Consider the following 15,909-nt stretch of genomic DNA (forward strand, 5'->3'; position numbering starts at 1 on the left):
GATCAGAAATAGGGCTCAAATGTATTAAAGTATAGGCGTAAGCGTTGGAAGAAAAAAATAATTTAGGATTTTTCAATAAAATAATTACTTTTGCCGTCCCTTGAAAAAGGGAATTCGTTCTTCGGAACAGGTCCTATAGCTCAGTTGGTTAGAGCACCTGACTCATAATCAGGGGGTCCCAGGATCATGCCCTGGTGGGACCACGCAATAGAAAAGGCTTTCAGCGGATTGGCGCGGAAAGCCTTTTCTTATTTGATACATGTTTTGATACAAACAACATTGCTCACAAAAACAGGAGAATATTTTTGTATCTTCATCTGTAAATGATTGTATAACCTATACCCTATTTATTTATGAAATCGGTATTTGTAGCCCTTCTCTCCTTATTTGCCTGTATTACTGCAACCGCCCAAAATGCCCTACCGGCCGCCAATGGCTATGTAGGCATAGGTACCGCTACTCCGACGAGCCGGCTTCACGTATTGGATAATGGTCGAAATTATTATGTAGATAGGGGAATTCCAGGAATGTCGGATGATAATGTCACTGAAAACTATATCTTATTACATGTTATCTATACAGGCACTATTTTACCTGCCGATAATTATGTAATGGGGCGATTTACTGCAATACGTGGTAGTTCTGTTAGCTCCAACCGGAAATGGATAGTTGATGTAAATACGGCTTCTGCCTACATGGGAAATAGAGGAACCTTAATGTCTTTTAGTGATCGGGCTTCACTGGTTACTTTAACATACAACTCTGTAGCATACTTAGCGGTTTCAATTCCGCAAACATCTTCGCTGTTCAATTTTTCTTTTACCGGGTATGCTCAAAACGATTCATTTAAAATAGTGCGGGGGACTGAAGTTACGGGAGTAAGTACTTTTAATGCTACCGAAGAAATTGGGATGCAGGGTGCTGTCGTTATAAAAAATGCAGCTACTCCTAATCGGTTGGTGCTCGCAGGCTCTGATTCTACCTATTCTAACTTAATAGCAATTACTCACGGGGCCCTCATCAATTCGCAAATGTATATAGGAAACACGAATTCTACTTATCAGGTAATTTCTCAACGCAATTCCAATATTATTGAAAGTTATAGGGATCTCCATATTGGAGCTGCGCTTAGTGGTAAAATTATTTTTGAGATTGGCAGAACGGGGACATCAGTTGGATCTTCTATGGTCATTGCTAACAACAAAAATGTTGGAATCGGCGTCGATAACCCGACCTACAAGCTTACGGTGGATGGTACTATTGGGGCAAGACGGGTAAAAGTCACCCAGGAACAGTGGGCCGATTACGTTTTTCATCCCAGCTACAAACTCCCCACATTGGCCACAGTAGCGAAGTTTATTAAGGATAATAACCATCTGCCCGATATTCCATCTGAAAAAGAAGTAAAAGAAAAAGGTATTGACCTGGGAGAAATGAACAAATTATATCTTCAGAAAATAGAGGAGCTGACGCTTTATATTATCGACTTGCAGCGACAGGTGGATGCATTGAAAGCGAATACTGCTAAATTAATGAAAGAAAACAATCAATAAGCCTCCATTCAAATATTGTCCAGTGCTCTACATGAGTGCTGGACAATGCTCCACTAACAGTTAGCGGATGACCGTAATCGTCATCCGCTCCCCTGTCACCAAATAAATAATCTCTTCTATTTTCTTATCCATATCTGCCTTATTTAAAAACGGGTACTTCCTCCGAATTGCCTCAATTACCCCTAGCTCCTTCAGCAGTGATATTTTATCAAAAGGCATGCTGGTTTCTTCCTGGTTAGGTACATTCTTTTTCAATAGCTGTATATACTCCCCATACATAATCCCCTGTGCATACAGGTACAGCTCTATTATCTTTTTCCTTTTGGGTGCAATAACGGGCATACCATGTGCACTGAAGTCGGTGAGCCCTTTTAGGAATACCAATGCAAACTGAGTGTTTAGGCGTCTCCTGTTATCGCAGGATATCTTTCTTTTCAGCATAACCAACATTTCATTTACAGAGGCCAGCATTGTATTGACAGGTGTTTGGCTTTCACCGATTAGTGCCAGTTCCTGGCGTATTTTCTGTTTAAGCTGAGCATCGGCCTGAAGAAACCGGGAGATGATATAGTTGTTGAAGGTAGCGTAGTGTGCAGGACCTGGTTTGATGCTGAAGCTGTAATGCTCTCTTTCGAAGAAGAAAGTCTTTTGTAATGATTCACTGTTCTTTCGCTCTATGCGCAACAAATTTTCAAATTGCTGCAGGTGTTCTTCTGAGAAAAAGGTAAAGAGATTCGTTTCGAAGTCCGGGAGTGTGAACGGTAGGATATTAAAATGGTCATCGTAGAACTTAAGCCTGTCTTCATATTTGTCAATGCTATAGAATTTTAGAAAGAGCTCATTTATTTCGGGTTGTGTATAATTCATTGTGGTATCATTTACATTCCGCTGAGGGGTAGAAAGCGCCGGCATATTGTATACCGGCGCTTCCGGTAAAAGACAGGGCTATTTATTTTTCCCACCAGGCTTTAAAGGTGGTGATTTCCTTCCCTCCCATTTGCTGCACTTCTGCAGCATAATTTTTACTGTTGATTGTTTGTTCGGATGTTGGGTAGAGGAAGCGGGTGGGGATCATGCCGTTATTCATATTGGCGGCATCTCCTGTTTGGAAGGCAGGGTATCCCGTACGGCGGAACTCAATCCATCCTTCAAAGCCGTTGTTGATGTTGGCCAGCCATTTTTGTGTTATAATTTGTTGCATGGCGCTGTTTTGAGAAGAGTTGTCGAGTGGTACGCCGGCATGTGCGAGGTAGTTGGCCGCCGTGGTGGCATTGATGCCAATTTCTGCGAATGCGCCCATTACGCCGTTGTTGTAGTATGTTAATGCAGCGGCATTGCTTCCACTGATATATCCTTTTAGGGCTGCTTCTGCCAGGATGAATTCCTGCTCTGCATAGGTGATCACTCTTGCTTTAATTAAAGCGGGACTGGTGCCTTTGGTAAAGCTGGGATTGAAGTTAGATGCCTGCTTGCTCTGTGCTTCCGTAGCATCTACCACCATAGGCATGCCTCCGTAATTATTAAAATTAAACGGAGCGCCGGCAGGTGCTGTTGCGTTGGTAGTGAAATACGCCGTGATACGGGCAGTATCCTGGGTGGCCTGTAGTTGACTATACAGGGTGCTATTCATGTATTTAACAGCGAAGTCACCGGAGCGCTCCGTCAGGCTCACAAAATTATAGGGCGTTACTGTGGGCAAAGCCAGTGTACCGCTCTGGGAGGAGCTCTGCATCAATGCCCCATCATTAACAATGGCCTGCATTTCTGCAGCCACATTTGCTTTTGCGGCTACTCTCAGCAGGTAACGTAAGCGCAAAGCGTTGATGAACGCCCTCCAGTTACCAGTGTTGGAGCTGTACAATACATCGCCTTCCATTAACCCGGAAGGATTCGCTTTTAACAGGCTATCGGCTCTTCTTAGGCTGGGAATAATACCCTGCCCGGCGTCCATGTATACGGTTTGCTGAGAGTCATATGATGGCGTATACACGCCTGTATTACCTTTCAGGGCCTGTAGAAAGGGGATATCTCCCCATAACTCTGTCAGCTGGGCAAAGGCATAGGAACGCAAAGTGAGAGCGGCCGCCTGCAATAGCGGGTTGTTTTTCGCCTGCGCCAATGTGTATAAAGTATTGGCATCACGGGCCGCTTCATACATGGGAATCCAGTATGGCTCGTTGGTTACAGGCGAATAACGGGTAGGCTGGTCATAGTACGACTGGCTAAAGGTCATATACTGGTTATATCCATTTCCCAAGGTCCATACAATGTTGGCGTTGTTGTAAAATTCCGTAACAATTGTATTGGATAATAAGGTGGTGGCATCTGGCTTCTCTAATGCATTGGGATTGGTGTTTACCTGTTTCAATTCTTTGGAACAAGCGCCCAGTGTAATGCTTATTATAATGATAGCCAGGAAGTAGCTGTTCTTTTTCATGATGAGGAGTTAGGTATTTACATTAAAAATTAAGACCAAGAGAGAAACCCATACTTTTAGTAGATGGTATGCTCAGGAATTCTGTTCCAGGCAGGATCTGCTGTCCGCGAAGGGCCAGGGTTTCCGGATCTACGTCCTTGTTCTTGGTAAATTCGAGGATATTTCTGCCTATCAGAGATACATTCAGCTTGCTGTCGGACGATTTTCCGAAGATGTTTTTGAAGGTATAGCCAATACGCAGCTCTCTCAGTTTGAGATAAGAAGCGTCGTACATGAAAGCTTCGTTGTTGGAAGCATTGTAATATCCATTGTAATAGGTAGCAGCATCTACTTTTACGGTATTAGGTACATATTTTCCGGAAGAAGCATCCATCATCACGCCTTGCCCGATGATACCAGTTTCCCTGCCAGGTAATGTCTCTACCGACATGCCGCCTGCTAATACGCCTAACTCAGTATAGGAGAAGAACTTGCCACCCTGGTGCCAATCCCACAGGAAGCTCATGGTGAAGTTCTTATAGCTCAACTCATTCGACCAGGCCAGTACGAAGTCGGGGTTGTAGTTGCCGAGTAATGAATTTTGGGTGGTGGTAAATTGCGGTACACCGTTTTTATAAACGATATTGCCCTGGGGATCTCTTACAAAGGCATTGCCATACATATTACCCAGGCGTTGTCCTACCTTGGCATCATACTGTATTGCCCTGTAATAGCGGTCGTATTGGGTAACCTGTGCATATACATAGGTGTTGATACCATCCGGCAGCGATACTACCTTTCCCACATTGTGACTGAAATTGAAGTTCATATCCCAGTTGAAGCCGTTGGCAGCATGGGAGCGGAACGGTGTACCGGTCAGCATGATTTCTACTCCTTTGTTATTGATCTTTCCACCATTTACATAAGCATTGGTATAACCGGAAGACACCGGAATAGGTAATTGTACTACCTCGTCTTTGGTATTTGACTGGTAAATCGTTGCATCGAGGCCTATCCTGTTTTTCAGGAACCGTACTTCGATACCAGCTTCTGTAGTGGTGGTAGAAGAAGGTTTCAGGCTGTTATTGGCCAGCACATTGTTGCCGGTAGTTAATGGCGTACCATTAAACGGCGTGTTGGTAATAAACGTGTTGTTGATGGAATAAGGATCTGCATCGCGGCCTACCTGGGCGGCGGATGCCCTCACCTTCAGGAAGGAAATGGCCTGTGGCAGATGCACCATATCTGAAATGATAGCGCTCAGCGACGCTGATGGATAGAAATAAGAGTTGTTACCGGCAGGTAAAGTGCTGGACCGGTCGTTACGGCCGGTTATATTTAAGAAAACCAGGTTTTTATAATCGAAATCGGCAAAGGCATATAAACTGTATACCACTTTGTCGAACTTCTGATACAACGTAGGCAACTGGTTTTGCGCGTTGGAGAAGTTGTACAGGCCCGGAGTAATCAGCGCATTGGCAATATTCCTGGTATAGGTGATATTCTGCATGAAGCGGTTACCTCCCAGCGACGCATTTACGTTAAATAAATGACTGGGTTTTTTATGATAGCTCACCAGGAAGTCGGTATTATTTTCGAAGTAGTTGACATTATCTGTTCTGAAACCACCTGTCGGGAAACGAACGCTGGTAAAGGCTCTGTGCCCTTCCCGATTGTCAGCATAAAAATCGGAACCTGTTCTCAGCATCACATTCCACTGATCGTTAATAGCGTATTTCAGAGAGGCATTGCCCAATACCCTGTTTTTAGTGAAGCTGTTAGTATTGTCGTTGAGTGTTACGTAAGGATTGTCGTGATTATTCCAGTAACGGAACTGATTTTGCTGATCCCTGCCGGTTTGCCACTCTTTTTTCAACGAGTTAATATCAATGTTTATCGGCATACCATACACCCCGAAGAAGGTATACATCACGCTTTCTGAGCCGTAACCGATATTAGGACGGTTACTACTTCCACTGTTGATATAATTAATAAAGAAATCGGTGCTGAGCCTGTCGGTAAAGTGGTGATCGGCACGAAGCGCAATGCCATAACGTTTTAGATCAGTGCCGGGGAGGATACCTTTATTATATAATTGGTCAACCGCAAAATGGTAACTTCCTTTGTCGGTAGTACCGCCGAAACCGATGCTGTTTTGCGTAGTTAAGCCTGTCTGGAGAAATTGTTTAAAGTGATCGGCATGTCCTACCCAGGGAGTGGGTGTTACGGTGAGACCCGGATTAATACCTCTTGCCACTAAATCACCAGCCTGGTAGCCATCTCCTGCGGGACTGTCGAACTGTATTACTTTTACAGAAGGATCGAATTTAAGACCCCAGTTGGGAATATTGTTTTCGCTGGCCCCCGCTCCGTTTACAAAAGAATAGGTGTTAGGTGTACCAGACAGTGGATAAGCATTTACGCCGGCGCCATATTCATTTTGCAGGCGAGGCAATTTTAAAGGTGACTCAAAGGTAGTAGTAGTATTGAAAGTAACACCCATTTTACCTTTTTCTGTATTGCCTTTTTCTGTAGTAAGTACTACGGCGCCGTTGGCGGCACGGGAACCATATAGCGCGGCGGCGGTAGAACCTTTAAGCACGGTCACTTTGGCAATATTATTCGGATTGATTTCAGCAGCGCCGTTTCCCCAGTCCACTTCTGCCCAGGTTCCTTGGCTGGACGAATTTTCGATGGCGTTGTTGAAGAAAGTTTCATTGTTGATAGGTACGCCATCTACCACAAACAGTGGTTGATTCGAGCCGTTGAAGGAGTTTTCTCCCCGGATCACAATACGGGATGTAGATCCTACCCCCGCACCACCATTGGTGATTACCACGCCGGCTACTTTTCCGCCCAGGTTGTTAATCAGGTTGGGGTCCGGCGCTTGTGTAAGCTGTTTGGTGTTAACTGTTTGTACCGCATATCCCAAAGCTTTAGACTGTTTGTTGATGCCAAGCGCAGTAACCACCACTTCATTCAACGCTTTGTTGTCTTTTTGTAATGGGATTGTTAAGGTAAGCTGCGTACCAATAACGATACTGGACGACTTATATCCTATGAAACTAATATTCAGCGTGCTATTGGCCGGGGCATTGATTTTGAAGTTACCTTCTGCATCAGTTACAGCTCCTTTGGCGGAATTTTTTAGAGTGATTACCGCACCTATGATGGGTGATTGATCTTCTGCATCTACTACTTTTCCGGAGATGAGGTCTGCAGTTTGTGCCTGTGTGATAACAGTATTTAACAACGACACCAGGAATAGAGATAATATAAATAGCAAAGAGGAAGGCTTTCGCATAATTCTGATTTGATTGAAACAAAGTGCTGAGACAATAAACTGCCTGCGCATAACGAATGATATCGTTTGCGGCATAAATAAACAGTCATACAAATGAAACTACAGCGCCATAGAATACGCTGTGGAACCCGATGTTAGCAGGAAATCAAATGCGAAGCACGCAGTGCCGTATAAAAAGAGGAGATAAATAATAGGTATAGTGATAGCTGGGAATGATGGCCACAATATCGGTGAGCGATAACCATCTTTTAATGATGCGTAGTAAACCAGCTAAATTTCTTTGAACTTCGGAAGACGATTCACAAACAATGCTATCATGTAATGCAGGGTCATCGGTAGCGCTGGATCTTCTTTTATGCAAACGCACCTGTTCAAACGCTCTTTCCGGGTGTTGCAGATGCTGTACGTTATAGCTATACCATATCGGGGAAAAGAATACCCTAATAAAAAGTAGCGTAATGAGTATGGTAAAACGCGCATACATGATGCAACAAAGCTATAGCATGGCGTGAATGCTTTGTTAATATTCATGTTAACTTATAATGAATTAAACGTTAACGATGTTAACACATTTATTGCTGGAGAGTTACGACTTTTTTATCTGCTCCGGGGGATATTCTTCTGAAGATATCTGTCAGCGCAGAACTATCCCGGCTAACAGTATCCAGGCGTTGATGTTCCCATTTAACATGGTAGTAGTCGAAAGACTCAAACCCTAAGGTGGTACTATCTGCCGGAGTGGCTTCACTCCCTACATAATTTTCAATAATACCCATCCATTCTTTACCTGTGGTACGATACAGGATAGACGATTTGTCGAGGAAATCGCCTGCATCTCCCCAGGTGTTGGCGAGTTCTGTTTCAAAGGTGATCGTGTTGCCCTGTCGGTGATAAACAAATAATTTAATGGAACTGGAGGCGTATTCGTCAGGACAACGGGTAATTAATCCAATAGTGTTATTGTCGAGGTTGAACTTAAAACAAGCGTAATAAGGATCTGATGAGGGGCCAAATTCAGGAGGTAAAAGCGTGAGCAATGTGGTGTCTATCAGTTTCCCGTGGTAAACGGAAGAAGAATCTTCCAGGGTACCTGGAGTAGTCACTAACAGGGTATCTGTTTTTAGATCAGCATAGCAATCCAGTAGCAGCTGAATATCAGCGGATGCGGCGATATGCTTTTTATCGGTTGACAGATGACATGCTCCAAACGCCAGCAGTAACAGTAGGGGTATGCGCTTCATATACCAAATATAAAGAAGACCCCCCGGAAAATCCAGGGGAGCCGTTCTTTTATTACAAATCCACGTTAATGAGTTGATTACCATTCTCAAAAGTGGCCTGTAGCACGGAACAACGCTCTGCAGGGTTAAAAAATCCCTGTGGATCAAAGCGTGAAATAGGTGATAGGAAAGTATATCCATTCGCCTGCAATGCCAGGGGACTACCATTAACGGATATACTTTTTTGCTCATCAAAACCGTGGAGTAAGAGCTGTATATGATGGAATTTAGAGGAATAGCTGCCATTGACTTTGTCCAGCACAATTTTTTTATCAGCCGGGGAGTAAGTAATTGCTCGTTGGTAAAAGACTCCCTTTTCATTATCAAAGCTTTCACCATCATCTTCATAATAAACAAAGGTGTTGGGTTTATTTCCCTTGTAAATATGCAGGAATAACGTGTCCGTAGGCTTCTCAGCTGTCGACTGTATTAACGATTGCATTGGAATGATGCTGCTTTCTTTTACATATACGGGCAGCGTTTTTATGCTCAGCGGCGTAATGACTTCCTGGTGGCCGTTGGTCACTGCATCGGTATACAGGTTATACCATTTCCCTTCAGGAAAGTAAATTTGACCAAATTCTTTGGTGCTCTCAAAAGGAGCAATCATAAAGGCAGGGCCATAGCCGTATTGGTTTTGGTAGCGGGCATCATACACGTTAGCATCGAAGGTATTGGTGAGGGCCAGTGTACGCATCACGGGCATACCTGTGCGGGTAGCCTCATACATGGAGCTATACAGATAAGGTAGCAGCTCGTAGCGAAGATTCACGTAGTTGCGGGTAATTTCCAGTACTTCTTCTCCATAAGCCCAGGGCTCGGAAGATTTGGTATTAACACCGGTATGATTGCGGAAATAAGGAATAAAGGCGCCTATCTGCATCCAGCGGGCATACAGGCTAACAGTAGGATTGCCGGTGAAACCGCCTATATCCATGCCGGAAAAAGCCATGCCGCTTACTCCCAAACTGTTCAGCAGCCGAACGCCGAGCAGCATATGATCTTCTTCTGCCCGGTTGTCGCCCGTCCAGATAGCGCTATAACGCTGAGAGCCGGAATAGGCAGCCCTGGTTAAAAGAAAAGGACGTTTCTTCAATTCCTCCCGGGCGCCTTCGTAACTGGCGCGTACCATTTGCAACCCGTAAATATTATGTGCCTGCTGATGAGTAACAGGATGCCCCTCGTATCCGAAGATCACGTTGTTAGGCATTTTTTGCCCCCAGGTGGCTATTTCGTTCATATCATTCCAAATGCCCCGCACACCATCATGGATATACGATTTTAACTGCCCTTTCCACCAGTCGCGCCCCTTTGGCGTGGTGAAGTCAGGAAAGTGGCACCAGCCGGGCCATACCTGGCCGGTATAGTTTTGCCCATCACTGTATTTTATGAAGATGTTTTCCTTTTTGCCGTTTTCATAAGCGGCATATCCGTCTTCTACTTTGATGCCCGGATCTACGATAACGGTGAGCTTAAAGCCCATATTATCCAGCTGTTTGGTAAGTTGAGCAGGATTGGGAAAACGGGATTTGTTCCAGGTAAAGAGTTTATAGGCATCCATATAGTGGATGTCGAGGGTAATGCCATCTGCGGGAATCTTTTTCTCCCGGAGCGTTTGTGCAATGCGCAGCACTTCCGTATCAGGATAGTAGCTGTACCGGTTTTGCTGGTAGCCCAGGCTCCAGAATGGAGGCATGGGCATACGACCGGTAAGACTTGTATAAGAAGTAATAATATCGGCCATCTGTGGGTGATAGATAAAATAGTAGTTCATCTCCCCATTCCTGGCGCCAAAAGATGAGAAGCGATTGTTGCTGGCGCCGAAGTTAAAGTCGCTTTGAAAAGTATTATCGAAGAAAATGCCGTAATTAAGGTGGTGGTGAATACCGATGTAAAATGGAATGGTAGCGTAAATCGGGTCCTGGTTGGTAGCATAACCGAATTTATCGGAGTTCCAGTTCGTATAGCCTTCACCTTTACGATCCAGATTACCCGTTTTTTCTCCCAGGCCGATAAACCGCTCGCCTTCCTGCATTTTTTTATAGGTGGTTACCTCATCGCCAATCCAGGAGGTAGTAAGGCCTGCCTCATCTTCATTAATTACTTCCCCGGAAGGCGTTAGGAAATGAAGGGCGAAAGGATTCTTATCGATCCGCAGCTGGAGCGAGTCGGTGACAATATTGATAGCATCATTGTTTTGGGTAGTTTGTATACGAGTAGTAACCGGCCTGGCAACTACCGCATAGGAAAAATCGGTCGTCAATGGCCGCTGGTCCATTCTTACCCGGATAATCGCCGGACTGTATACCGTAATTTCGGCATAAGCATTTTCTGCACTTATACTGATTTGCTGGCCGGAGAGATGGACAGTATTTACTTTACCAATCTTCTTTACCTGGTTTTGTGCCCGGGCTGACAGGCAGGAAAGCAGGAGTATCCATCCGGAACACCTTAACAGAGCTTTTATATACATATGAGCGATTAATTTTCCACGCAAAACTTCCCCTGGCGCATCATTCAGGTAATGCGCTGTGGTAACGAGATAACGGGTAGTGGGAGATTAAACGGGTGCAGGCATGGCATCGCCTGCACCCGTTTAAAGCATATGATTAGTAACCTGGATTTTGTACCAGGTTTTTATTAACAGCAAGATCGCTGGTAGGAATCGGGAACAGCAGATACTTAGGATCGCTGGCTGGTTTCAGTTGCCATGCGTTGAGGAATTTGCCAAATCGGATCAGGTCTTGCCTTCTCCAGCCTTCCCAGTACAATTCACGTCCTCTTTCAGCCAACATCTGGTTGAGATCCAGTGTGGTCAAAGGCGTAGCGCCGCGTTTAACACGCAGGTCATTTACGAGCAGCAATGCGGCAGCAGCATTATTGCTTCTCAGCAACGCTTCGGCCTTCATCAATACTGCGTCGGCATAACGGAAGAATACGAAATCGTTGGATGCTTCGCTACCATTGGAACCCATATCCGGTGGATATTTTACCACCCTGATACCGGCCATTTCCACCTGGTCGCCGGTAGCCCTGAGTTCTACTTCGCGGGTAAAGATGAGCGGACGTTTGCTTCTGTCGAGGATCTTATTACCGTTTTGATCGTATTGCTGCCCAATGAGGAAGCCTACTTTCAGACCGGAAACGTTGGTTACGCCTGGATAACTGCCGCCTTTGCGGGTATCCACTGCTTCAAACGTATCGTAGAAATCAGACAGTGTGGTAAAACCATTCCAGCCACTTGGGTTCTGGCTATAGTGCAGGGTACACATCCAGCGGCAGTATACGTTGTTGCCATTGCGGATATTACTGATACCAGGACCATTTTGCTGTGTGAAAATGTTTTCCTGGGATTTTACATCGTTGTCCTTGGCGAAATTATCGAAGTAATTGGGCTGGATAATATAGCCGCTGGCTTTCAGCTCGTCCGCCAGGGATATTACTTTCTGCATATCGGCGGCATCGAAGGTCGGTGCAGCCCTGTTGAGGAAGGCGCCTTTGTTCAGGTATATTTTCATCAGCAGGAACCTGGCGGCATCTTTATTGGCTACATAGGCCTGTCCGGCGGTGGCTCTGTCGGGCAGGTTAGCCATGATGGCATTCAGTTCGGAGATGATGAAGTCGATGCCTTCGGCTGCTTTATACACTTTAGGCGCTTCCAGCAGGTTATCTCCCGGACTACGGAAGGGCACCTGGCCGTACAGATCAATTACCGAAAACATGGAGAAAGCGCGCAGGAAGCGGGCTTCGGCCTCTTGTCTTGGCGTAGGACGAAAGTTAAGTACGTTGGTAGCGCTGAATTGTTCCAGCAGGAGGGCATTGAAGGTATTCTGTACGTGTGCGTGATCGGGTGTCCATTGATGTTGATGGAGGGCACGCCATACGCCATTATCGTCCCAGTCGCCGCCACGGGTGGGCCCGAGCGCTTCATCGGTACTGATTTCACTCATCCCCCATGTCTGGGAAAAGTCCTGGTAAGCATTCTGGAGATTATCATAAGCAGTTCCCAGCAGCTGAGGTGCTTTAATAAGGGAGTCGGCCTGAGATTTATTCAGGTTGCTCCCCAGGTCTTCTTTCAGGCTGCAGGCGGTGAATCCCAGGCTGCAGGCTATTACCATAGCGGTTTTAAGTATATGTTGAGTCGTCATTGTGGTCAATTTTTAGCGGTAGATTATAAAGTAAACTGTACACCCAGCATAAAGGTCCGGGCAGTTGGGTAGGGAGCATATTCGATACCGAAGGAGCTTACGCCATTTATATTTTTGTCGGTATTTACTTCCGGATCAAAGCCGGTATACTTGGTGATCACGAACAGGTTCTGGCCGGTAAGTGATACGGCAGCTCCTTTAAATACTTTACCTACAGCGCCCAGGTTGTAGATGAGGGTGAGGTTGTCCAGTTTCAGGAAGTTACCGTTTTCCAGGTAGCGGGAAGAAACGGCCGGAGAGTTCGTTTGTGCTTCTCCGTTACCCACCAGTGATTTCGCGATATTCCTGGAGCCGAGGTTACCGATAGGTAATACGGTATTGGCGGTGTTATTATATACCTGGAATCCGAAAGCGCCATGGGAGCTGGCAGACAGGGTCCATTTTTTATAGTTCACTTCTGTATTGATACCCATCAGCACTTTAGGATTTGGGTTGGTCATATAGTAGCGGGTAAGACCATTGTCGGCATACACGCTCATGCCCTTATCATCGAAGCCTTCGAATTTAAGCAGGTAGAAGGTGTTCAGCGGGTACCCATTGGCGAGGCGTTGGGAAGTAGCGCCAGATACACCTTGTCCGTCGATAGAGCCGGTATTCACCGTTGGTCCGGAATAGCCCGACATTTCGTTTTTCAGCCAGGTGCCGTTTACGCCCATACTCCACCTCCAGTTTTTGGTTTGTATGATTTCGCCTCTGAGCGACAGTTCCACGCCGGTGTTCATTACCTTACCGGGTAAGTTGATCCAGTAATTGGAAGCCGGGGCTGGTTGAATGGCGGGGAAGCTGAATAACAGGTTGGTGGTATTTTTCAGGAAGTAGTCGAGGGTACCGCTTAACCTGTTTTTCAGGATGGCGAAGTCCACTCCTACGTTCAGCTGTTTAGAGCTTTCCCATTTCAGATCGGGGTTAGGTACGTTGATCAGGCTGGCTTTACCGCCGGAGGCAAGGCCATATTGGGCTTGAGCTGCTCCTGCGGGGAATTCCTGGTTACCGGTAACACCGTAGCCCGCTCTTAATCCCAGGTTATTGAAGAAGGTATTGCCTTTCATGAAATCTTCATTGGAAATATTCCATTTGGCGGCAAAAGAGGGAAAATAACCGTAGCGGTTGTTGGCGCCAAATTTACTGGAGCCGTCTGCCCTCATAGTAGCGGTGAGGATGTATTTGTCTTTGGCATTTACGGTTACCCTGCCGAAGAAGGATTGCAGTTCTGAGCTGGGATTCCGGAAAGAGCTGATATTGGTATTTACCTGGGTAGGTGTCTGGAAGATGTCAGTATAATCAACGGCATTGGTAGGAAAGCCCTTGGCACCGATGCCTACACCTGAATATGCAAATTTCTGATATTCATACCCTACCATAGCACTGAGGTTCCAGTTGCCAGACAGTTGCTTGTTATAGCTCAGGGTATTATTGAATAACTGGGTATTCAGTTCGGCGGTATTGTATGCGGCAATACCCACACCCATCACCTGGTCGATATTGATAGACGAATCGAGAGAGGCCCGGCGTTGTCCTACCTGGTGGTTTACGCTGTACATCATGCGGTATTCCCAGTTATCGTTGAATTTAAAGTAGGGAGAAATGCTCGCGAGGACGTAGCTGATATTCGCTTTATCATTATATCCCTGCGACATGTTCATGGGGTTGATAGCCTGGTTTTTAGCGAGGACGTTGAGGGAGCCGTCGGGGTTGGTCAGGGATACAGTGGGATTCCATTGTAAAGCCTGGCCAATGAGGCTACCGGTAAAGCCGGCGTTGTTGGAAATGGGCGCCAGTTGCTCAGAAGTTTGTGCTGCCATGATATTGTAGTCGATACCCAGTTGTTTGCTTTCCAGGAATTTACTCTGGCCGCTGAGGGAGGCGGTATATTTTTTCAGGCCGGTTTTCTTTACAATACCCTGTTGGTCCATCATGCCGAAGGAAGCGCGGTACCGGCTGGTTTCGTTGCCGCCACTCATCGATACGCCAATATTGTGGGTAACGCCAGTTCTGAGAATGGAGCTGAGCCCATCGGAGCTGGAACCGCCATCGCCGGTGAGTTTGTATTCTTTTAAGGCAGCGCGGTATTCATCTGCATTTAATACATCGAGCTTTTTCATGATGTTGCTCATGCCCACAGAGTAGTTTACATCTACGGTAGCGGGGCCGGCAGATCCTTTTTTAGTGTTGATGATAATCACCCCGTTGGAACCGCGGGAACCATAGATCGCGGTGGCAGAGGCATCTTTCAATACCTCCATGGTAGCAATATCGTTGTTGTTAATAAAGTTCAGCGGGTTGGCATCTGGTGTTTGTCCCAACCCGGTAAGGTTGAGGGAAGGACGGGCTACGCGGCCATCCAGGGGAACGCCATCTACCACGTACAGCGGCTGGTTGCCGGTACGCACGGAAGATACGCCCCTGATCCTTACGGTGGCGGAAGCGCCTGGTGCCCCGTTGTTATTGAGAATCATTAAGCCGGATACCTTGCCCTGGATCAGCTGATCGGGGGCGCTGGTAATGCCTTTATTGAAGTCGGCCGCCTTTACCTGGGCAATGGCGCCGGTTAAATCCTTTTTGCGGGAGGTACCATACCCCACTACCACTACGTCGGTCAGGGTAGTGTTTTCCTGGGATAATTGTACGCTTACACTTGTTTTGCCTGCAATGCTCACTTCCTGCGGGGTATACCCGATGAAGCTGATTATCAATGCGGTGGCTCCGGGCGCAACAGCAACCTTAAAAGTGCCTTCCGCATCTGCAGTGGTACCGCTCTTGGTCCCTTTGATCTGAACAGAAGCGCCAGGGATGGCGACGCCGTTCTTATCGGTAATTTTCCCGGTAACGGTCTTATTCTGTGCTGCTACGATGCCTTGTATGGCAAGCAATAGCATACCCAGAAAAAGATGTTTGATGAATCTTGTTTTAAGCATAAAGTGGATTTTTTAAGCAGTTTTGGTTGTCTGCTACGTGGATTAAATATGTTTCGTTAAATGAACGGAAATAAAGCGTTGCTCGCAGGGATGCTCCCGGCAGTTTGTCAACGTGGATGCTATTGTTTTCTGGAAACTTTTAAGTTTTCTTTAAATGGTTTTAAACGTCAAGTTAGATTTTTGGCTTTCTTCTTTTTCTACTGATGAATCAAAGTAAAAACTCAATCAGCAGG

The 15,909-nt window shown here is 46.0% G+C and carries 9 protein-coding genes and 1 tRNA gene; 2 read left to right on the forward strand and 8 right to left on the reverse strand.

The window, feature by feature from the left end; genetic code table 11:
• Positions 1-129: 129 nt before the first annotated feature.
• Together HGH91_RS10415 and HGH91_RS10420 are read left to right on the forward strand one after the other, a co-directional pair.
• Positions 130-203: transfer RNA gene (locus tag HGH91_RS10415), tRNA-Ile, on the forward strand.
• Between the two features lie 150 nt (positions 204-353).
• Complete coding sequence (locus HGH91_RS10420) at positions 354-1,553, forward strand: hypothetical protein (protein ID WP_168738382.1); 1,200 nt, start codon at positions 354-356, stop codon at positions 1,551-1,553.
• Between the two features lie 60 nt (positions 1,554-1,613).
• Here HGH91_RS10420 and HGH91_RS10425 read toward each other — a convergent pair whose 3' ends face one another.
• The 8 genes from HGH91_RS10425 to HGH91_RS10460 all read right to left on the reverse strand — a co-directional run bounded on the left by HGH91_RS10425 (position 1,614) and on the right by HGH91_RS10460 (position 15,676).
• Entirely contained in the window at positions 1,614-2,420 is an 807-nt protein-coding gene (locus HGH91_RS10425; protein ID WP_168738383.1) for a hypothetical protein, read from the reverse strand.
• Positions 2,421-2,502: 82 nt separating this feature from the next.
• Complete coding sequence (locus HGH91_RS10430) at positions 2,503-3,990, reverse strand: SusD/RagB family nutrient-binding outer membrane lipoprotein (protein ID WP_168738384.1); 1,488 nt, start codon at positions 3,988-3,990, stop codon at positions 2,503-2,505.
• Between the two features lie 22 nt (positions 3,991-4,012).
• Positions 4,013-7,273 (reverse strand): SusC/RagA family TonB-linked outer membrane protein, encoded by a 3,261-nt coding sequence (locus HGH91_RS10435; protein ID WP_168738385.1) that lies wholly within the window; start codon positions 7,271-7,273, stop codon positions 4,013-4,015.
• 145 nt (positions 7,274-7,418) lie between these two features.
• Positions 7,419-7,757: a hypothetical protein gene (locus HGH91_RS10440; RefSeq protein ID WP_168738386.1), complete on the reverse strand. Its 339-nt coding sequence runs from the start codon at positions 7,755-7,757 to the stop codon at positions 7,419-7,421.
• A gap of 88 nt (positions 7,758-7,845) precedes the next feature.
• Positions 7,846-8,514 (reverse strand): hypothetical protein, encoded by a 669-nt coding sequence (locus HGH91_RS10445; protein ID WP_168738387.1) that lies wholly within the window; start codon positions 8,512-8,514, stop codon positions 7,846-7,848.
• A gap of 52 nt (positions 8,515-8,566) precedes the next feature.
• Positions 8,567-11,026 carry a TIM-barrel domain-containing protein gene (locus tag HGH91_RS10450; protein WP_168738388.1) on the reverse strand — a complete coding sequence of 820 codons (2,460 nt, stop codon included), beginning with the start codon at positions 11,024-11,026 and terminating at the stop codon, positions 8,567-8,569.
• Positions 11,027-11,162: 136 nt separating this feature from the next.
• Positions 11,163-12,701 (reverse strand): RagB/SusD family nutrient uptake outer membrane protein, encoded by a 1,539-nt coding sequence (locus tag HGH91_RS10455; RefSeq protein WP_168738389.1) that lies wholly within the window; start codon positions 12,699-12,701, stop codon positions 11,163-11,165.
• 23 nt (positions 12,702-12,724) lie between these two features.
• Positions 12,725-15,676 carry a SusC/RagA family TonB-linked outer membrane protein gene (locus HGH91_RS10460; RefSeq protein ID WP_168738390.1) on the reverse strand — a complete coding sequence of 984 codons (2,952 nt, stop codon included), beginning with the start codon at positions 15,674-15,676 and terminating at the stop codon, positions 12,725-12,727.
• Positions 15,677-15,909 lie beyond the last annotated feature (233 nt).

Source organism: Chitinophaga eiseniae (assembly GCF_012641265.1).
GTDB lineage: Bacteria > Bacteroidota > Bacteroidia > Chitinophagales > Chitinophagaceae > Chitinophaga > Chitinophaga eiseniae_A.

What these genes read in the sequence shown, in the direction of transcription:
- HGH91_RS10460 (WP_168738390.1), bottom strand. Translation starts at nt 15,676, where the DNA reads ATGCTTAAAACAAGATTCATCAAACATCTTTTTCTGGGTATGCTATTG.
- HGH91_RS10430 (WP_168738384.1), bottom strand. Translation starts at nt 3,990, where the DNA reads ATGAAAAAGAACAGCTACTTCCTGGCTATCATTATAATAAGCATTACA.
- HGH91_RS10455 (WP_168738389.1), bottom strand. Translation starts at nt 12,701, where the DNA reads ATGACGACTCAACATATACTTAAAACCGCTATGGTAATAGCCTGCAGC.
- HGH91_RS10450 (WP_168738388.1), bottom strand. Translation starts at nt 11,026, where the DNA reads ATGTATATAAAAGCTCTGTTAAGGTGTTCCGGATGGATACTCCTGCTT.
- HGH91_RS10425 (WP_168738383.1), bottom strand. Translation starts at nt 2,420, where the DNA reads ATGAATTATACACAACCCGAAATAAATGAGCTCTTTCTAAAATTCTAT.
- HGH91_RS10420 (WP_168738382.1), top strand. Translation starts at nt 354, where the DNA reads ATGAAATCGGTATTTGTAGCCCTTCTCTCCTTATTTGCCTGTATTACT.
- HGH91_RS10440 (WP_168738386.1), bottom strand. Translation starts at nt 7,757, where the DNA reads ATGTATGCGCGTTTTACCATACTCATTACGCTACTTTTTATTAGGGTA.
- HGH91_RS10435 (WP_168738385.1), bottom strand. Translation starts at nt 7,273, where the DNA reads ATGCGAAAGCCTTCCTCTTTGCTATTTATATTATCTCTATTCCTGGTG.
- HGH91_RS10445 (WP_168738387.1), bottom strand. Translation starts at nt 8,514, where the DNA reads ATGAAGCGCATACCCCTACTGTTACTGCTGGCGTTTGGAGCATGTCAT.